The 18,453-nt window shown below is 33.3% G+C and carries 19 protein-coding genes; 5 read left to right on the top strand and 14 right to left on the bottom strand.

What is annotated here, in order from left to right; all coding sequences use genetic code 11:
* The first annotated feature begins 47 nt into the window (after positions 1-47).
* The 3 genes from AAFU52_RS02870 to AAFU52_RS02860 all read left to right on the top strand — a co-directional run bounded on the left by AAFU52_RS02870 (position 48) and on the right by AAFU52_RS02860 (position 2,204).
* On the top strand, positions 48-509 hold the full coding sequence (locus tag AAFU52_RS02870; protein WP_024772055.1) for a cupin domain-containing protein: 462 nt from the start codon (positions 48-50) through the stop codon (positions 507-509).
* 21 nt (positions 510-530) lie between these two features.
* Positions 531-1,436, top strand: coding sequence for a dihydrodipicolinate synthase family protein (locus AAFU52_RS02865; RefSeq protein ID WP_438425279.1), 906 nt, complete (start codon positions 531-533; stop codon positions 1,434-1,436).
* 138 nt (positions 1,437-1,574) lie between these two features.
* Complete coding sequence (locus AAFU52_RS02860) at positions 1,575-2,204, top strand: LysE family translocator (RefSeq protein WP_438425277.1); 630 nt, start codon at positions 1,575-1,577, stop codon at positions 2,202-2,204.
* A 33-nt stretch (positions 2,205-2,237) separates the two neighbouring features.
* Here AAFU52_RS02860 and AAFU52_RS02855 read toward each other — a convergent pair whose 3' ends face one another.
* Both AAFU52_RS02855 and AAFU52_RS02850 read right to left on the bottom strand, forming a co-directional pair.
* Positions 2,238-3,002: an ABC transporter ATP-binding protein gene (locus AAFU52_RS02855; RefSeq protein WP_438425275.1), complete on the bottom strand. Its 765-nt coding sequence runs from the start codon at positions 3,000-3,002 to the stop codon at positions 2,238-2,240.
* Entirely contained in the window at positions 3,002-3,739 is a 738-nt protein-coding gene (locus AAFU52_RS02850) for an MlaE family ABC transporter permease (RefSeq protein ID WP_024772059.1), read from the bottom strand. The genes AAFU52_RS02855 and AAFU52_RS02850 overlap by 1 nt, the downstream gene beginning before the upstream one ends.
* 113 nt (positions 3,740-3,852) lie before the next feature.
* Between AAFU52_RS02850 and pafA the strand changes: the two genes are divergently transcribed.
* On the top strand, positions 3,853-5,493 hold the full coding sequence (gene pafA / locus AAFU52_RS02845) for an alkaline phosphatase PafA (protein ID WP_438425273.1): 1,641 nt from the start codon (positions 3,853-3,855) through the stop codon (positions 5,491-5,493).
* Positions 5,494-5,496: 3 nt separating this feature from the next.
* Here pafA and AAFU52_RS02840 read toward each other — a convergent pair whose 3' ends face one another.
* The 9 genes from AAFU52_RS02840 to gcvP form a co-directional block, all read right to left on the bottom strand.
* Positions 5,497-6,549, bottom strand: coding sequence for a flavin monoamine oxidase family protein (locus AAFU52_RS02840; RefSeq protein ID WP_438425271.1), 1,053 nt, complete (start codon positions 6,547-6,549; stop codon positions 5,497-5,499).
* A 135-nt stretch (positions 6,550-6,684) separates the two neighbouring features.
* Positions 6,685-7,431 carry an SDR family NAD(P)-dependent oxidoreductase gene (locus tag AAFU52_RS02835; protein ID WP_024772062.1) on the bottom strand — a complete coding sequence of 249 codons (747 nt, stop codon included), beginning with the start codon at positions 7,429-7,431 and terminating at the stop codon, positions 6,685-6,687.
* A gap of 64 nt (positions 7,432-7,495) precedes the next feature.
* Complete coding sequence (locus tag AAFU52_RS02830) at positions 7,496-8,059, bottom strand: TetR/AcrR family transcriptional regulator (RefSeq protein ID WP_024772063.1); 564 nt, start codon at positions 8,057-8,059, stop codon at positions 7,496-7,498.
* Positions 8,060-8,226: 167 nt separating this feature from the next.
* The gene (locus tag AAFU52_RS02825; protein ID WP_051473840.1) at positions 8,227-9,633 is read right to left on the bottom strand and encodes a TlpA family protein disulfide reductase; all 1,407 of its coding nucleotides are present in this window, start codon (positions 9,631-9,633) and stop codon (positions 8,227-8,229) included.
* A 94-nt stretch (positions 9,634-9,727) separates the two neighbouring features.
* Positions 9,728-10,579, bottom strand: a complete 852-nt coding sequence (locus tag AAFU52_RS02820; RefSeq protein ID WP_024772065.1) for a glycosyltransferase — start codon at positions 10,577-10,579, stop codon at positions 9,728-9,730.
* A 49-nt stretch (positions 10,580-10,628) separates the two neighbouring features.
* Positions 10,629-11,159, bottom strand: coding sequence for a methyltransferase (locus AAFU52_RS02815; RefSeq protein WP_024772066.1), 531 nt, complete (start codon positions 11,157-11,159; stop codon positions 10,629-10,631).
* An 84-nt stretch (positions 11,160-11,243) separates the two neighbouring features.
* Positions 11,244-12,302, bottom strand: a complete 1,059-nt coding sequence (locus tag AAFU52_RS02810; protein ID WP_438425266.1) for a 3-oxoacyl-ACP synthase III family protein — start codon at positions 12,300-12,302, stop codon at positions 11,244-11,246.
* Between the two features lie 219 nt (positions 12,303-12,521).
* The gene (locus AAFU52_RS02805) at positions 12,522-12,887 is read right to left on the bottom strand and encodes a group III truncated hemoglobin (protein ID WP_024772068.1); all 366 of its coding nucleotides are present in this window, start codon (positions 12,885-12,887) and stop codon (positions 12,522-12,524) included.
* A 111-nt stretch (positions 12,888-12,998) separates the two neighbouring features.
* Entirely contained in the window at positions 12,999-15,854 is a 2,856-nt protein-coding gene (gcvP, locus tag AAFU52_RS02800; protein WP_438425262.1) for an aminomethyl-transferring glycine dehydrogenase, read from the bottom strand.
* A gap of 227 nt (positions 15,855-16,081) precedes the next feature.
* Here gcvP and AAFU52_RS02795 point away from each other — a divergent pair, with 227 nt between their 5' ends.
* On the top strand, positions 16,082-16,822 hold the full coding sequence (locus AAFU52_RS02795; protein ID WP_051473841.1) for a hypothetical protein: 741 nt from the start codon (positions 16,082-16,084) through the stop codon (positions 16,820-16,822).
* Here the strand turns inward: AAFU52_RS02795 and AAFU52_RS02790 are convergent.
* Genes AAFU52_RS02790 through AAFU52_RS02780 form a run of 3 tightly spaced genes read right to left on the bottom strand, consistent with a single transcriptional unit; the run spans position 16,811 to position 17,930 of the window.
* The gene (locus AAFU52_RS02790; RefSeq protein ID WP_024772071.1) at positions 16,811-17,071 is read right to left on the bottom strand and encodes a hypothetical protein; all 261 of its coding nucleotides are present in this window, start codon (positions 17,069-17,071) and stop codon (positions 16,811-16,813) included. The two genes, AAFU52_RS02795 and AAFU52_RS02790, sit on opposite strands and share 12 nt — an antisense overlap.
* 50 nt (positions 17,072-17,121) lie before the next feature.
* Entirely contained in the window at positions 17,122-17,370 is a 249-nt protein-coding gene (locus AAFU52_RS02785) for a hypothetical protein (protein ID WP_024772072.1), read from the bottom strand.
* Between the two features lie 5 nt (positions 17,371-17,375).
* On the bottom strand, positions 17,376-17,930 hold the full coding sequence (locus tag AAFU52_RS02780; protein WP_024772073.1) for a sigma-70 family RNA polymerase sigma factor: 555 nt from the start codon (positions 17,928-17,930) through the stop codon (positions 17,376-17,378).
* Between the last annotated feature and the right edge of the window lie 523 nt (positions 17,931-18,453).

Genomic DNA, 18,453 nt, shown 5'->3' with positions numbered 1-18,453 from the left:
AATACTTTTACATTGTAATAATACAATGAACAAAAAATTAGAAAACAATGGAAACTAAAGAAAAAAAATTCAGTTCAAAAGATTTTCATGAAACTTTTGCAAGACCAAAATTTGTAATGCCCGATACATTAATACATAAAAATGTAGAAAATGCAGGGGTACACGATCAGTTCTCTACAGAAAGAAAACATCCTGTTTTTTTTATAGATCTACCTAGTAAAAATGTAAGTATGACGATTGGAGGTTTGTTACCAGATCAAATGACAAATAAACATAGGCATACGTATGAAACATTATTGTATGTAATCGAAGGAGAAGGGTATACCGAAATAGAAGGTGTGAGAGTGGATTGGAAAGCAGGAGATGCTGTTTATATTCCCAGTTGGACCTGGCATCGTCATAAAAATTTGAGTAGTACAAAAAATGCAAAATACATTGCCAGCGAAAATGCGCCACAACTTCAAAACTTAGGTGTAGCACTTCGTGAAGAAGAAGGTAGAGATTTATAATCATCAAAAAAAATATATATTATGAAAAATGTACCATTTAAGGGTGTGATTGCTTATCCAATAACACCATTTGATACTAATGAAAAGGTAGATATTGATTTGTTTAGAAAACTTTTAGAACGATTAATAAGAAATGGATCTCACGGTATTGCTCCTTTAGGAAGTACAGGTGTACTTCCTTATCTTACGGATCAGGAAAAAGAGGCAATAACCGAAGCAACAATTCAGCAAGTGAATAAACGGCTTCCTGTTTTAGTTGGAGTTTCGAATCTAACAACAGAAAGAACAGTGCATCATGCTAAGTTTGCAGAAAAAGCTGGTGCTACAGCAGTTATGATCATCCCAATGAGTTACTGGAAATTGACAGATGATGAGATCGTTCGGCACTACGACACGGTAGCAAAACAGATTTCTATTCCAATTATGGCCTATAATAATCCAGCTACAAGTGGAGTAGACATGTCACCTGCATTACTAAAACGTTTGCTAGAAATCCCTAATGTTACCATGATTAAAGAAAGCACAGGTGATGTGCAACGTATGCACTATTTAAGAAAAGAATTGGGGGAAGATGTAGCTTTTTATAATGGTTCGAATCCTTTAGCATTAGCCGCTCTTTCTGCAGGAGCAACGGGTTGGTGTACTGCAGCTCCAAACCTTATTCCCGAACTTAATATTGCGTTGTATGATGCCATTCGGGAAAATGATTTACAACATGCGCAGAACATGTTTTATAAACAGATCAATCTTCTGAAATTTATAGTTAACAAAGGACTACCAAGAGCGGTTCAGGCAGGTTTAACTATGTTAGGAGAAGAGGGAGGAAATTTGAGAAGCCCATTAAAGCCTTTGACTGATATAGAAAAGAGGGAACTAAAAATCATTTTAGAAAAATCGAAGCATGGTATTGAAAAAGTAATGGGGTGAAGTAAAAGAAAAATAGAATAACTTTAAACAAAATAAACTAAGAACGAACAATATTGCTTAGACTAAATTAATAATACTAGTCTTGGATTTGCAAGCGTTATTTTACTATTTTTAGAATAATTATAAAAAACAATCGATATGAATCTTACGCTTTGGATTTCATTTATAGGAACAGTTTTCATTATTGGGGTAACTCCTGGGCCAAGTGTACTACTTGCTTCTGCTAATAGTATGAATTACGGAACAAAAAAAACAGTTGGAACTATATTAGGGGACTTATCTGCAAACACTATACAGATACTTTTGTCTTCGCTGGGGTTAGCATCTATTGTTATTTCTTCGGGAGAAATTTTTAGCCTGATAAAATGGATTGGTGTTGGGTATTTGATATATATGGGAGTGACAAAAATTATTTCAAAACCAAATGTCGAACAATTCAAAAAGAAGAATAGGGAAAAAAGTTTTTTAAAATTATATAGTGAAGGTTTTTTTATGTCGGCATCAAACCCAAAAGCAATTGTTTTTTTTGCTGCATTGTTTCCTTTGTTTATTGATGAAAGTCTTGCTTTTGCACCTCAAGTACTCTTGTTGGGAATAACTTATCTAGTAATTGATGGAATTAGCCTTTTTATGTATGTTAGATTTGCATCCAGACTAAAAAAATACCTTGAAAATAAAGAAAAGGTTCACTTGCAAAATAAAATTATAGGGACTCTATTAATTTTTAGTGGAGTACTATTATCTATGGTAAGGCGAACTAATACTTAATAGATAGCTTTTATTTAAACAGCTAGACTAATGTTATAATCCTTTTAACTGAGCGTCTCGAACTTTTTTAAACAAATTAGAAGAGTACACAAAATCAGTTACTGCCTTATTATCGGTTTTAAATATTTGGGTCTTGTCACCTTCCCATTCTAAATTCCCATTTTTAAGAAAAACGATTTTTTCTCCGATCTCCATTACCGAGTTCATATCATGGGTGTTAATTACAGTAGTGATATTGTATTCTTCGGTAATTTCTTTAATAAGATTATCTATCACAATAGCCGTTCTAGGGTCAAGCCCAGAGTTAGGTTCATCACAGAATAAATATTTTGGTCGTGTTACTATAGCACGTGCAATAGCAACACGTTTTTGCATTCCACCACTAATTTCTGAAGGTAGTTTTTTCTCAGCATTTTCAAGATGTACACGATCTAAAACCTCATGAACTCTTTCTAACATTTCTTCTTTTTTCTGTTTGGTAAACATCATTAGAGGAAACATTACATTTTCTTCTACTGTCATAGAATCAAATAGAGCGCTGCCTTGAAAAACCATTCCCATTTGTTCTCTTAGGTCTCTTTGTTGTTCTTCATTGAGTTCAGAATAAGTACTGCCATCATAGCAAATAGAACCTTTTTCTGGAGTAAAAAGCCCAAGTAGACATTTCAAAAACACAGTTTTACCACTACCACTGGTACCGATAATAAGATTGGTCTTGCCTCTATCAAAGGTTGTAGTGATTCCTTTTAAAATCTCTTCTCCATTAAAACCTTTATGCAGATTAGTAACTTCTATCATTAGCTTAGTAATAATTGGGTGAGAATATAATTAGATATAACAATGGACACCGTAGTCCATACAAAAGCAGAAGTACTGGCTTTACCAACCTCTAGTGCGCCACCTTTCATATAATATCCATGAAATGATGGAATGGTTGCTAATAAAAAAGAATATAAAAAAGTCTTTATAAAAGCATACACCAGATGATAGGGAATAAACTCTTCTCGTAGTCCAGTCAAAAATTCTGCGCTAGAAATAAATCCTCCATAAACTCCAGCAACGTATCCTCCAAATACACCTACAAACATAGCTATTGCAATAATAAAGGGGTAAGTGAGCATTGCAATGATTTTAGGGAAAACTAAATAATTAAGTGAATTAATACCCATTACTTCTAATGCATCAATCTGTTCGGTTACCCTCATTGTACCAATACTTGAAGTAATAAAAGAACCTACTTTACCCGCCATGATAACTGAAATAAATGTTGGTGCAAATTCAAGTATTACAGATTGTCTTGAAGCAAAAGCAATAAGTTTTTTTGGAATTAAGGGGTTAGTAAGATTGAGCGCAGTTTGAATAGCTACAACAGCACCAATAAAAAAGGCTAGAAATATGGTTATTCCTAAAGAACCAATAATTAAATCATCTATCTCTTTAAATATCAGGTTCCGTATTACAGAACCTTTAGTCATTCGACTAAAAACGCCTTTTAACATTAAAAAATAGCGACCAATATCGTCTAAGTAAAACATGCATTATAATTAGAAAGGCTAAAATAGAAAAAAAAATATCCATAGCATTTAACCTTCTATTAAAGTTTTACATTTGTACTAATAGTATTTTAGCTATTTAAATTCAAAATATAATGACAAAAAGAATATTTCTAATCTTATTAGTTGCATTGTGCTGCATGCCTTGTAAAGCGCAAGAAGCCGTTGAGATCAGTAACTCACCTAAGCTGGTAGTTGGTATTGTTGTAGACCAAATGCGATATGATTATTTAACCCGTTTCTATAATCGATTCGGAGATAAGGGTTTTAAACGTATGATAAATGAAGGTTTTAATTGCAAAAACAATCATTTTAATTATGTGCCCACTTATACAGGCCCTGGTCATGCTTCTGTATATACAGGAACTACACCAAAAAATCATGGAATTATCTCTAATCACTGGTATGATAAATTTGGCAAAGCAATGGTATATTGCGCAAGCGATTCATTAGTTAAAGCAGTAGGATCTGATAGCGAAATGGAACGAATGTCTCCTCATCGCATGAAAACGTCTACTATAAGCGATCAAAATAGATTGCATACACAATTAAAAGGAAAAACAATAGGTATTGCAATAAAGGACCGAGGTGCTATTCTACCAGCAGGTCATTCTGCGAATGGTGCATATTGGTTTAGAGGTAAAGATGAAGGGAAATGGATAACAAGTACCTATTATCGTAATGAATTGCCAGATTGGGTTAAAAAATTTAATACCTCTAACCAGGCAGAATCTTACTTAAAAGTATGGAATACTCTTTATGATATTAATACATATGCAGAAAGTGGTCCGGATCAGAATGAGTTCGAGGGCGGATATAAAGGTAAAGAAACAGCTACGTTTCCTTATGATTTAGGAAAGCTAAAAGATCAAAATTCTGGATATGATATTATTAAATCATCAGCTTATGGAAACAGCTTAACCACCGACTTTGCAATTGCTGCAATTGAAGGAGAGCAACTGGGAGCAGATAAGACTACTGATTTTCTTACAGTGAGTTTTTCTAGTACAGATTATGTCGGACATAATTTTGGAGTGAATTCTAAAGAAATTCAAGATACATATTTACGATTAGATAAAGATTTAGAACGTTTTTTTGATGCTTTGGACACTAAAGTGGGTAAAGGGCAATATACTGTTTTTCTTACAGCAGATCATGGAGCTGTACATGTACCGTCATATTTGAAATCGGTTAAAATTCCTGCAGGTTACTTTGATAGAGATGCATTTACAACCAAAGTTAAAGCATTTGTAAAAGCACAATTTAAGGTAGATGGATTGATCGAAAATATATCAAATAACCAAGTGTTCTTTAAATATAATGTATTGAAAAAGAATGCAATATCTGCTGAGAAGCTAGAGAAAGCACTCGCTCATTATATACTTCAGGAAAATCAAATTGATAAAGTGTTTACAAGAAACCAGTTAGAAACAGGTGAATATGTTACGGGTATAGCAGCATTGATTCAAAAAGGGTATAATCAAAAAAGAAGTGGTGATGTGGTATATGTAATGGATCCTGCTACGATATCTTATTCTAAAACAGGTTCAACTCATGGGAGTGGTTTAACCTATGATACTCATGCTCCTTTATTGTTTTTTGGACAAGGAATACAAAAAGGAAGTACAACTCAAGAAACATATATCCCGGATATTGCACCTACTATCTCGGCTTTATTAGGAATTGCTTTTCCTAACGGAGCCACAGGAAAAGTGCTATCCTTTGTGTTAGAGTAGGGATTATCCTTTTAATTTTTGATATATGGATTGTGCACTTTTAACTGCACCTTCCATATATCCTCCAAATTGGATTGCGGTTTCAGCCCCAGCAATAAATAAGTTATCGTCAAAAAATTCATTTTGGTAAACAGAATGGCCATTATTTTGATGAGGAAAGATAAAATGTTGAGAATCCTTAAAGGTATTGGAGTCTTTTCTCCAGATTTTTTCCTTATACTGGGTGTATTCTAAAGCATCATTACCAAAGAGTTTTTGGAGTTGATGTATTACTTTGGATTTTCTGTTCTTTTCGGTCTCCAGATGCATTTCGTTTTGTAAAAAGCCTTTTAGAGCATATTTGGTGTTTCTATTATCTGAATGATCATATAATTCTGTTATGGGGCCTACATTACTAAATACAGTTCCTGAATATTTGTTTTCCTTCCAAAATGGTCTTTTGTATGAAATCCCGAATTTTATAGCATCTCCCATCCAGGTATGGGTATTGTTAGCTATTTCGATAATATTATCAGGTAGAGAAGGATTAAATTGTATAGTGTTTACAAGAAGCATAGGTGGTACTGTAGATACTACTTTATGCGCATGATAGTTGTGGTTTGCAGTATTAATTTCAAATTCATTTTTAGAATAACTAATGCCCGTTATTTTTTCATTTAAAATAAGTTCTTTTTTAGTTAGAGAAGAGGCCAAAGTGTTAATCAAAGCAATAGTTCCTCCTTGTATTCGATAACTTGGTTGCTGATCGGATGGCAATTGTATTTGTTGAGGTGGGGTAGTAGATAGAGATTCAAACAGGGCAGTCCCTTTCATAAATTGTTCAAAAACAGGAAGTTTTAATTCTTCTAATACTTTTAACAACTCTTGATGCTGGATCCCTATCCAGGTAGCTCCCATTTCGATTGGGGTTTCATCATTAGTAAGAATTGTATGTATTCTACCTCCAATTCTACTTCTGGCTTCGATGATTTTAAAAGAAATAGATGACTTCTTTAATTTATAGGCTAGTAATAACCCCGTTAGTCCGGCGCCAATTATAAGTACTTCTGATTTCATTATGGTTAAATATGAAGAGTAAAGCCTCTTTTTTGAGACTTTACTCGGGTATTATTTTATGAATTTACAATTCTTGTTTTTTAGTAAGGCAAGTGATAGTAGTAATACTATATGGAGCTAGCCTTATGCGATTGGTTAATTACGTCCAGCTATTACACCACCATCGGTATCCCATATTGCACCGGTTACCCAGGAAGCTTTATCTGATAATAGAAAAGTTATGCTATTTGCAATATCTTGCGGAGTTCCATTTCTTCCTATAGGATGAAAATTATTAAACCCTACCAATGCTTTTTTTGCTTCTTCGGCACTTCCAAAGACACTATCATAAACTGGGGTTTCGACTACAGCAGGTGATACTGCATTTACTCTAATCCCGTGATCTGCCAACTCCATAGCCAGATGTTGAGTAAGAGTGTGTAGCCCTGCTTTCTGCATAGAATAGGCAGAAGAAGGAGTCGCTTTTACAGCTTGTTTTGCCCACATCGAACCGACATTTACAATGGCCCCGCTATTATTTTCTTTCATTTTTTTAGCGGCAGATTGAGTAATAAAAAAGAAACCTCTATTAAGATCTTGGTAAGAATCATAATCCTCTACTGTATGATCCAAAAATGCTTTTGGTCCAAAGATTCCGGATGCGTTTACGAGATAATCTAAACGATCCAATCCAGAAATGGTATCGGTTAATTCATTTACACTAGCGGCATTTGTAATATCCACCTGGTGCTTAATTACGTTATCTGCATCTGGTATTTTGGATATATTCCTCCCTACTACATGCACTATTGCACCTCCTTCGATTAGAGTATTTACGGTGGCTTTACCAATTCCACTAGTTCCGCCAACAACTAAGGCTGTCTTGTTTTTAAATGTTGTCATTTCTATTGTTTTTAAGATTAATAAAATTAGACAGACAAGTCTGTCTATAGTTGATGAAATTTTTTTAGTTCACGATGCTTTTACAAAGAGATAGACCTGTGTCTATTGGCCATTGATTCTGGTGTAACTTACTTTCAGAAATAGAACTTTCATATATTAAATAAATTCTTTTGGCGAGTGCTTCATTTTCTGAAGCTGTATTTTGACTGTAGTTCTGCTCTACCAGTTCTTTTATGAATTCAATAAATTCTTCTTTTTGTTTTTGTATCTCTTTTCTAATTTTTTCGTTTTCTCTTGGGATTTCAGCAATAGTATTTACACACCAGCACCCATTAAAATCTTTTTCAGAAAAGAATTCTACGAGAAAATGAAATAAAGCATAAAGTTGATCTTTTCCTTTTTTGGCGTTGCCTACAAAGGTTTTTATATTTTTTGTAAATAGATCATTTCTAAACCTTAGATAGGCAAGGCAAATATCTTCTTTTGAGGCAAAATGGTTGTATAGTGTTGCTTTTGCTATACTTGCTTCTTTTATGATTTCATTTATACCAGTACGATTATATCCTTTTTGGTAAAAGAGATCAGAGGCAGTTTCTATGATATGTTGTCTTACTAAAGAGTGTTTCACGATACAAAACTACAAAATAATTTTAAAAATAGACAAGTCTGTCTGTTTTTAAATCAAAATTATTCTGAAGAGGAGTAAAAACGGGTAGTTTATTTAAAGCAAATCCGCAAATTCTACTACTGTAGAATTTGCGGATTTGTATTTTTTTAAAGAATAAGAAATTAATCTTAGATACTTAATTCGTTAAAAACTTCTACAAGTTTAGGATCAGATGGCCTTGGTGCACTTGCACTTACAATTTTACCTTCAGGATCAATTAAGATAAATCTTGGGATTCCTCTTATACCATAATCTACAATAAATTGAGATCCCCAATCGTTGTCTGCGAATAATTGAACTCCACCTAATTCTTTTTCTTTAACCATTGCTCTCCAGGCATCGTGTTGTGGTTTTTTATCTACAGAGATACTTACAAATTCGATATTTTTATTGTGATATTGTTTTTCGATTTTCTTTAGATGTGGGATTTCTGCTTTACATGGTCCACACCAGGTAGCCCAAACATCAATGTATATATATTTTCCTTTAAGATCACTTAATGAAGTTGTACCTCCTTTATAATTTTCGTAATTATTAAATACAGGAGACTCATTACCTTTAACCAGCACTTTTATTTTTTCGAATTTATTAGTTAATTCACTTTTAAATTCTTCATCGTCTGAGGCTGCCATAAGCATATCATACAATTCTGCTGCATTCTCATTTCTTGGAGATACTTGATATGCCATGTTCTTCATAAAAGCATTTCTAATATTTTTACTTTTTATTTGAGCCAAATTCTCCATCATTGCTTTATCCATAGAAATACTATCCTTGGCTGCTTTTTCTTGAGAAATTCTATAGAAAACATCAGAACTTAATCTTTTATAAGCGCTAGATTTCTCATAATCTTCTGCATTGTCAATATCAAAATCTTTTAACTCATCCAAAAAACCTTCTGGAGTTTTATAGTCTTCTTTTTTGGCATAATGACTATGAGTCGATTGATAATTATTTAGCATTGCTAAATATTCATAGTGATTATCCTTAGTTTGAGTAGTTACAAATTCGGGATCTAAATCTTTATATTTTTTAATCGCATCATTTTTAGCTTGTTCATTTTGCGACACTAATTTTTTAAATTCATCTACCTCACTAATAAAGAGTTTTTTATACCCTTCTGGGCCACCAGCAAAAAGGCTTTCCTCTATTAAGGCTCTTTCTGCCAGATAGTTGTTGGCATCTGCAGCGGTACCTGTGTATTTTATGGTTTCATCAAATTGCTTAGTGTCTATTGTTAATTCTAGTTGATCCCCATGATCTAAATACAAGGGTGACCTTTCGCGGCCAATCATAAAACGATAGGAGCCTTTGGATTCAATCTTTAAAGTATCAGAGAATGTCCCATCTTCATTAATCGAGATTACTTTTTTGAAATCATTACCATTTCCGAATACATTAATCTCATTTTCTACGGCATTACTTACCTTTCCAGAGAAAAGCACGTAATCTACTTTTTCTGCTTTACTTTCTTTATTACAGGAAGCTAAGCATAATATGCAACTTAATGCCCAAAGAAGTTGTTTGATTTTCATGAAATTATTTTTTAAAAAATTAATGGTTCAATGTAAGAATAATTTATTGTAAAAAAGTTAAAGAAGTACTAGTTTTTCTAATTAGAGCTATTCGCTATATGAGTTTCTTTTTCATTTTTTTCCAACGAAGTTTACGAATAAAATCTCCTTCTTTTTCAGAAACAAGGAATACTTCTTTTCTTGCTTTTGCTTTATAATACCCTGTTAAATAATCATTGATCAGGCTTGGTCGTTTTTTAAGTAGAGCCAACTTTATAGAGGCAATTAGTGTAATCCAAAACCCGTATCTCATTTTATACATGGCTTCACCATGTACGTATTTTGTGTTTTTATTATAGTTTTTTCCTGTAGGTTTAAGGTGTTTTACAATCAAACTATGAGATGTTTTGGTTTTCCATCCATGATATTGAGCTAATAATACATCTAAGGTATCCCAGCCAATTGATTTTTTAAGCCCATTAATAGCTTCAAAACATTCTTTTCGATATGCTTTTATTGGTCCTCGAACATGATTCTTGTCTGCAATATGCTCATATATCCATTTTTTCTTTTTTTCGATGTATAGGATGCCAGAAGCTATACCGATTTTTGAATCAGACTCAAAAACTTCAGCGATACTTTTTAAGTAGTTTTTTTGAAAAATCAGATCGGCATCAAATTTACAAATGATGTCATAATTAGTATCCAAAGCCTGAAAACCTTGATAAAAAGCATTAATCACTTTGCTTCCGGGCATATGCTCTTTAGAAGAATTACTGATATTGATCAATGATATAAAATGATACTTATCTGTAAATTTATTTATAATATTTACAGTATTATCTGTAGAATTATCATTTACTACCACTATTTTTTGAGGAAGCAATGTTTGTGAAACGAGAGAATCAAGAGTTTCTTTGATAAATCGTTCCTCATTATGAGCTGGTATGATAATAGATATATTCAAAAAAAATAATTTTAGGTTTCCGTTTGGGCTTTACTATTATAAGATCATATTAAGATTTTTTTACCCTCTCTGCATATACAATATAATATCTGGGAGTAAAAAGTCTTAATAAAGGACGTAGTCCAATTTTTTTAACGGGATGTGCCCACTTGTTTCTTGCTTTAATTTCCCAACCTGCTTTTTCGAGTAACCAATCAAATTGCCAATCTTCAAATTCGTGATAATGTCTATCCCAGTGATCAGTTTTACTACGATATGCCGAAGAAAACCATAACTTTAAAGGGATAGAGGCGACCAATTTATCAGCTTTGATGTCACGTAAAACATTAAAAGGGGCGATAAGGTGCTCAAAAATTTCGAAAGCAGTAACAATTTGGATATCTTCTTTTTGTACAGCTTCTGTGTTGAGGTCTAGATCTTCGCCAGAAGTGTTTGATACTGTATATCCTTCTTTTTCCATAAACTCTACAAAAGGATTTCTAACACCCAAATCCAGAACAGTACCTGGGGCAGGGGTATTTTCTCTAAGAAATTCTAAAGTTTTTTGGTATCGTCGGTGAGGAAAATTTCCTTCGTACATAATAGTCAAATCAGTAATTATATTGTAAAAATAGACAATTACCCAGATTACTATCTGCACATCCAAGAGAATTTTACAAAAGGTTTAAAATTGGTATAAAAGAGTATTAATGTTCATCCCTGCGCCAACACTGGCAAATAGCAAAATGTCTCCTTCTTTAATGGATTGGTTTTTTACTTTACCATTTAAAATAAGGTCATATAGAGTAGGAACAGTAGCAACACTACTATTTCCTAGCTTTTGAATAGTCATGGGCATAATACCATCTGGTACTTCCTGGTCGTATAGATCATAGAATCTTTTTACAATAGCTTCATCCATTTTCTCATTAGCTTGATGAATGATAATTTTTTTGATATCTGTGATGTTAATATCAGTTTTGTCAAGGCAGACTTTCATTGCTTTTGGTACTTGATTTAAAGCAAATTCATATATTTTTCTCCCATGCATTTTGATGTATCTGGTATCATCATTAGAGATGTTATTGTTTGTTTTTCCGAAGAATAGAAAATTACTTTCTTCAAGTGTATGAGAAGCGCTTATTGAAGAAATTATCCCTCCTGGTTTTTTTGTTTTTTCTAGTATCACGGCTCCAGATCCATCAGAATAAATCATAGAATCCCGATCATGTTTATCTATAACACGAGATAAAGTTTCTGCCCCAATAACAAGACATTTTTGAGCCATATTACTTTTTATATATGATTGGGCTTGTATGACTCCTTCTATCCAACCAGGGCACCCAAAAAGCAAATCATATGCAACGCAGTACGGGTTTTTTATTTTTAATTTATGTTTTACTCTTGCTGCAAGACTAGGGACAGTATCTGCCTGAGAGGAGTTTTTGTCTACATCGCCAAAATTATGGGCTACAATAATATAATCAAGGGTTTCAGGATCAATTTTTGAGTCTATAATTGCTTTTTCTGCGGAAAGAAATGCTAAATCAGAAGTGTTTTGATGGGCAGAGGCATATCTACGTTCTTCAATACCAGTAATTTTTTTGAACTTATCAATTATAGCGGTAGTGTTATGTTCGATTAAGACCTTGTTTTCGGTAAAGAATTCATGATTGATAAAGTCGTTGTTTTTTTCAATTTCATTAGGAATATAGCTCCCTGTACCCGTTATTTTGATATTCATTGTACCCAATTATATATTATGGAATGGTAAGGTACACAATAAGAATCATTTTATTATGCGCGCATAGCAGATACTACGATGCCCAACCTTTTTTGTTATGTATTTGATTAAACCTTGATTGTGTATTAGAAAATCTATTACAGCCTAAATCTGCTTCGAAATATACCACTGTACTTACCAATTTTTTAATGCATAATCCAAATTTATAATCAATAAAGCCTATTCTATTTTTAGTTGCATAACCGTTACGATGGATAAGGCTCTTGTTTTGATAAGGTGTGCTTTTTCTCCTTTAAAATTGCGATCCACTGTTTTGTGAAACAGTGATAGCCAAGTATCGAAATGGATTTTTTCTAACTTTTTTTTACTGCTTAAGTTTTTATGAATCTGCATCACATTCTTTTTGTAATTTCCTGTTCTAAATAATTGTTGTTCCCAAAAATCTGTGATTTCCGGAATATGTTCTTCGAGATTAATTTTTGCAATTTTGGTAAAAAAGATACCAATAGCAGGATCTGCAAAAGCGTCTTTATAAAAAGCGTTCATTAAGAATTCTATGTCTTGTCTTGAAGTGATATCTTTCATAGGTTTGCTGTGCAGTTTTAAAAAATTACACTTATTTTCTAATCATAGCATGGTTAACGAAAAAGAGGTAACCATAAAGTCACCTCTTTCATTTATGGGATAATAGTTTTTTTAAGCTTCTGTTTCCATATACTCTTCAATAGGAGCACATGTACAAATTAAGTTTCTATCTCCATATGCATCATCTACACGACGAACAGATGGCCAAAACTTGTTATCGGCTACATATGATAATGGATATGCTGCTTGCTCTCTCGAATACGGGAAATCCCAAGAGTCTGCTGTAAGCATAGCCATAGTATGCGGCGCGTTTTTCATTACATTATTTGGATTATCAGCTGTAGCTTCGGCTATTTCCTTGCGTATCGAGATCATTGCATCACAAAAACGATCTAATTCTGATTTACTTTCACTTTCGGTAGGTTCGATCATAATAGTTCCTGCTACCGGGAAAGAAACCGTTGGAGCATGAAATCCATAATCCATAAGTCGTTTTGCAATATCTGTAACCTCTATACCATTTGTTTTAAATGGTCTACAGTCTATAATCATTTCATGAGCAGCTCTTCCTTTTTCTCCTACATACAATACATTGTAATGCCCATCTAAGCGTTCTTTGATATAATTAGCATTCAAAATAGCATATTGAGTAGATTCTTTTAAACCATTTACTCCAAGCATAGTAATATATCCATAAGAAATCAAACATGCCAGAGCAGATCCCCAAGGAGCTGCAGAAATTGCTGTTATTGCCTGATCTCCTCCGGTAGTGATAATTGGATTGCCTGGTAAAAAAGGGACTAGCTGTTGTGCAACACAAATTGGGCCAACACCAGGTCCACCGCCACCGTGAGGTATAGCAAAGGTTTTGTGCAAGTTAAGGTGACATACATCTGCGCCTATTGCACCAGGATTGGTTAAACCAACCTGTGCATTCATATTGGCACCATCCATATATACTTGTCCGCCATTATCATGAATAATTTGAGTGATTTCTCTAATCCCAGATTCATATACTCCATGTGTAGATGGATAGGTAACCATTAAAGCAGCAAGGTTATCTTTATATTTTAATGCTTTTTCTCTTAGATCATCTATGTCAATATTACCTTCTTCGGTAGCTTTGGTAACAATTACTTTCATTCCTGCCATTACTGCAGAGGCAGGATTAGTGCCATGAGCAGATGAAGGAATCAAACAAATATTACGATGATGATCTCCATTCGATTCGTGATATGCTCTAATTACCATTAACCCGGCAAACTCTCCTTGTGCACCAGAGTTTGGTTGTAGAGAGGTAGCTGCAAATCCTGTGATTTCTGTAAGTTGTTCTTCGAGTTTTTTTAGAACTTCTTGATATCCCTGAGCTTGGTATACTGGGGCAAAAGGATGAATATTTCCCCATTGTGGATCACTAAGAGGTAACATTTCTGCCGCTGCATTAAGTTTCATTGTACAGGACCCCAACGGAATCATAGAATGATTTAATGACAGATCTTTTCGTTCTAATTTTTTAATATAACGCATCAATTCTGTTTCAGAATGGTAAGAATTGAATACTTCATTTGTTAAAAACTCTGTATTACGTTTTAGATTTTTATCTATGGTATTTGAATTCTTAATTTCCTGAATAGGAGTATATTCTTTTCCTGCAATTTTCGCAAAAATTGATAGGATCGTATTTAAATCTTCAATTGTTGTTGCTTCATTTAAAGAAATTGAAGCTGTTTCTGAATCTGGATAGAAGAAATTTACTTCACTAGCTTCGGCAATTTCTTTTATTTTGGTTGTATCACCTTGTATGCGAATGGTATCAAAATAAGCTGTGTTAAGTTGATTGAAACCTAATTTTTCTAATTCTGCACTTAATGTTACTGCCGATGCATTAACTTTTGAAGCGATATAACCTAGGCCTTCCGGACCGTGATATACACTATACATTCCGGCCATAACGGCTAAGAGTACTTGTGCAGTACAGATATTAGAAGTTGCTTTATCTCGTTTAATATGTTGTTCACGGGTTTGCAATGCCATTCGTAATGCACGACTTCCATTTAAATCTTGAGTGACCCCTATAATTCTTCCAGGGATAGTTCTTTTATATGCTTCTCTTGTAGCAAAAAAGCCAGCATGTGGTCCACCATATCCAAGAGGAATCCCAAAACGTTGTGTAGTTCCTACGACAACATCTGCGTCAAAGCTTCCCGGAGATTTTAATGATACTAAGCTTAATATGTCTGCAGCTACAGCAACTTTGATTTCTGCTAGGTGAGCTTTTTCAACAAAATCAGCATAATCATATACTTGACCTGATTTACCTGGGTATTGCAAAATAGCACCATAAAACTCGGTCGAAAAATCAAATTGTTGATGATTTCCTACTACCAATTGAATATCAAGAGGGATTGCTCTTGTTTGTAATAAGGAAAGTGTTTGAGGTAATATTTCTTCTGAAACAAAAAACTTGTTTACATTATTTTTTTTCTGATCTCTGGATCGTACAGCGAATAACATAGTCATTGCTTCTGCAGCAGCTGTACTCTCATCTAATAAAGAGGCATTAGCTAATTCCATACCTGTAAGATCACAGATCATGGTTTGATAATTTAACAAAGCTTCTAATCGACCTTGTGCAATTTCTGCTTGATAAGGTGTGTATGCGGTATACCATCCCGGGTTTTCAAGGATATTACGTTGTATAACTGCAGGTAAACTAGCTTCGTGATATCCTAAACCGATATAGGTTTTGAATACTTTATTTTTTGCAGAAAGCTTTTGTATATGTGCAGAATATTCTTGTTCGCTCAAGGCAAAATCTAGATTTAACGATTTTTTTAAAAGAATATCATCAGGAACAGTTTCATATATTAATTGTTCTAAAGAATCTGCTTTAATTGTGTTTAACATCTCACCTAGATCTTTTGTTGAAGGACCTATATGACGTAGTTTAAAGGAATCGGTTTTCATAGCGAAAAAAAACAGTTGAAATTGAGATTTCAAAAATACATATTTAATTGCTAAAACTTTCACAATTAATTAACCTAGACCTATCAAGTTTTTAACCAAATTCGGGTTTTGTTAACACATAACCCCTATTAAGTAACGTGAAAACCTTAAAAAGCATATTCAGATTCTATATTAACGGCAGTATTCATGTTGCTTTAGCTATATGTGCTTTGGTGCAAATTACCTTTATGAAATATGGAATATCTGGTCAATTTACCTATATCCTTTTTTCTTTTTTAGGTGCTATTATGGCATATAATTTTGTGAAATATTCTAAAGTCTCTAAACTTTACCACAAAAGATTGACCAAATCAATGAAAGGGATTCGTGTTTTGACCATTCTTTCTTGTTTGTCCTTTATCTATCTTTCGTTTAAGGTGTCGATTGATACGTGGATATATATGGCTCCATTTATAGCACTTACTGTTTTATATGTTGTACCGGTTTTTCCTAACAAGAAGAACTTAAGGAGTCTTGCAGGGGTGAAAATCTTTATTATAGGTATGATATGGGCTGGTATGACTGTACTGGTTCCATTAGTACATGTTAATGGAAATTTAGATTCAAATTTTTTAATAGAAATGGTTCAACGGTTTTTGTTTATCGTTGTTATGATGCTACCTTTTGAGGTAAGAGATTTGCAGTATGATAATGCAGAGTTAGAAACGGTTCCACAAAAAATTGGAGTGACAAGAACTAAGCTTTTTGGTAGTATTTTGCTGGTTATATTTTTATTGTTGACAGCCGCAAAAGATGAGTTATTATCTTCGATAGAAATTTTGAGTACAATATTGATAACTATAATAAGTCTTTTCTTTTTGTGGGGAACAGAGAAAAAACAATCAGAATATTATTGTTCTTTTTGGGTAGAGAGTGTTCCTATAATGTGGTTACTAATTCTGGTTATTCTGGAATCCTTATTTAGTTAATTCTTTTTGTATTTCTTTTTTCATAGCTTCTTTATCTGAAGCGCTGATCGATTGTGATTTAGATTTGTTGAGGGTTTTTGTGAGTTTTGTATTTCTTTTAGAATACGCCCGGGTTATTTTGCAATATACAAGACGAATGTTAAGTTTAACTATTTCTAGAAAAGAAGCTTCTCCATATTGGTTTTTATCACAAATATGTTTTGCTTCTTCACAGGATACAAGTAATTTCTTCTTATTCGTAGTTTTCATTGTACTATTTGGGTAATTCTTTTATTCGAGGGCATTATAACTATTTAGGATTACATTCTTTGTTTTAGTCGTTCTTTCATTGCTTCTTTATCAGAACGATTGATACTAATCACTTTTGGATTTTTTACCAATTTGGTTAATTTCATGTTTTTTGCAGTGTACTTTCTACAAGCTCTACAGTATATCAAATGTATGTTTAACTTTACTTTTTCCCAAAAAGTAGCTTCTTTATACTGATTTTTATCACAGAAGTGATTTGCTTCTGAACAATTTACTAATATTCCCTTTTTATTACTCATTTTTCTTAAAACCAATTTTTTTCTAGACATTCAGCCATAGCTGTACGTGCTCTATGGATGATCACCCATAGATTAGACGCAGTGATATCAAATTCATTACAAATAGCTTCAGTATCGAAACCTTGTACTGTTTTTAATTTAAAAATAAGAGCTTGTTTTTGAGGTAATTTCCCCATGCAATCATGTATGGCTAACCCTAACTCTTCGTTTTCGATCTCGCCTTCTGCATTACCATCAAAAGGATCCGCAACACGTTCTTCTAACCAGTCACCTTCAGTTTCAGAATCAGAAGTGTAGTTCATTCTTACTTCTGCTTTACCTTTATTACTATTTATTTTACGATAGTGATCAATGATTTTTCTTTTCAGAATAGAAATAAGCCAAGTACGCTCACTTGCTTCACCTTTGAAATTTTTCATGGATTTAAGTCCGGCAAAGAATGTTTCTTGCACTAAATCTTGGGCAATTTCTTTATCATCAACTCTTACAATGGTATAGTTAAATAGGTAATCACTGTACTTATCCACCCACGCATTAGGGTCTATGGTATTTGTTGACATTATATTTCCTGTTGTTATATTCTCCAAAAATAGGATAAAAAGTTGAATCCTATATATGCTTTAACGAATCAGTACTTTGTGCCTATTAATATTGAATCCTTATAAATAGCTTTTATGAACCGATTTTACTGTGTTTTTGGATTCTAAATGCAATTTTATAGATTGATTACGAGTGGTAAGAAATTGAGTAAGATGCTTTTTTAGGATTAGATGATCAAAAAAACACCTAAAACACCGTAGGGGGTTTCGTATTTGAGTATATCGATCATTTCTGTACCTGCTGGTGTTTTATGAAAAATATGCTGGTGCTTAAAAGTTTTAAAACATCCTTTGATCATTTTATCGGTAAAGTTGTTTGGATAATCATACGCTGTAATTATACTTTTGTGAATGAGATAAATTCCAAAATGCCGTCCTCTCCAGGTAACGGTTTCTCCTAATTCGATTAACCCCGAAGTTCTTCCTGCTATGGCTTTTTCTTTTTTTTTTATGCAGATATTGTGTGAAAGTCAATGCTTCTAGC

It is taken from the genome of Aquimarina macrocephali, assembly GCF_051627225.1.
Classification (GTDB): domain Bacteria; phylum Bacteroidota; class Bacteroidia; order Flavobacteriales; family Flavobacteriaceae; genus Aquimarina; species Aquimarina macrocephali.
The sequence above is the reverse complement of the archived record's forward strand: the minus strand, read 5'-3'. Positions and strand labels throughout refer to the sequence as shown.

Coding starts and splice junctions, on each gene's coding strand:
- gcvP (WP_438425262.1), bottom strand. CDS start 15,854: ATGAAAACCGATTCCTTTAAACTACGTCATATAGGTCCTTCAACAAAA.
- AAFU52_RS02825 (WP_051473840.1), bottom strand. CDS start 9,633: ATGAAAATCAAACAACTTCTTTGGGCATTAAGTTGCATATTATGCTTA.
- AAFU52_RS02855 (WP_438425275.1), bottom strand. CDS start 3,002: ATGATAGAAGTTACTAATCTGCATAAAGGTTTTAATGGAGAAGAGATT.
- pafA (WP_438425273.1), top strand. CDS start 3,853: ATGACAAAAAGAATATTTCTAATCTTATTAGTTGCATTGTGCTGCATG.
- AAFU52_RS02865 (WP_438425279.1), top strand. CDS start 531: ATGAAAAATGTACCATTTAAGGGTGTGATTGCTTATCCAATAACACCA.
- AAFU52_RS02790 (WP_024772071.1), bottom strand. CDS start 17,071: ATGAAAACTACGAATAAGAAGAAATTACTTGTATCCTGTGAAGAAGCA.
- AAFU52_RS02795 (WP_051473841.1), top strand. CDS start 16,082: ATGAAATATGGAATATCTGGTCAATTTACCTATATCCTTTTTTCTTTT.
- AAFU52_RS02850 (WP_024772059.1), bottom strand. CDS start 3,739: ATGTTTTACTTAGACGATATTGGTCGCTATTTTTTAATGTTAAAAGGC.
- AAFU52_RS02780 (WP_024772073.1), bottom strand. CDS start 17,930: ATGTCAACAAATACCATAGACCCTAATGCGTGGGTGGATAAGTACAGT.
- AAFU52_RS02835 (WP_024772062.1), bottom strand. CDS start 7,431: ATGACAACATTTAAAAACAAGACAGCCTTAGTTGTTGGCGGAACTAGT.
- AAFU52_RS02870 (WP_024772055.1), top strand. CDS start 48: ATGGAAACTAAAGAAAAAAAATTCAGTTCAAAAGATTTTCATGAAACT.
- AAFU52_RS02860 (WP_438425277.1), top strand. CDS start 1,575: ATGAATCTTACGCTTTGGATTTCATTTATAGGAACAGTTTTCATTATT.
- AAFU52_RS02815 (WP_024772066.1), bottom strand. CDS start 11,159: ATGTACGAAGGAAATTTTCCTCACCGACGATACCAAAAAACTTTAGAA.
- AAFU52_RS02810 (WP_438425266.1), bottom strand. CDS start 12,302: ATGAATATCAAAATAACGGGTACAGGGAGCTATATTCCTAATGAAATT.
- AAFU52_RS02805 (WP_024772068.1), bottom strand. CDS start 12,887: ATGAAAGATATCACTTCAAGACAAGACATAGAATTCTTAATGAACGCT.
- AAFU52_RS02785 (WP_024772072.1), bottom strand. CDS start 17,370: ATGAGTAATAAAAAGGGAATATTAGTAAATTGTTCAGAAGCAAATCAC.
- AAFU52_RS02840 (WP_438425271.1), bottom strand. CDS start 6,549: ATGAAATCAGAAGTACTTATAATTGGCGCCGGACTAACGGGGTTATTA.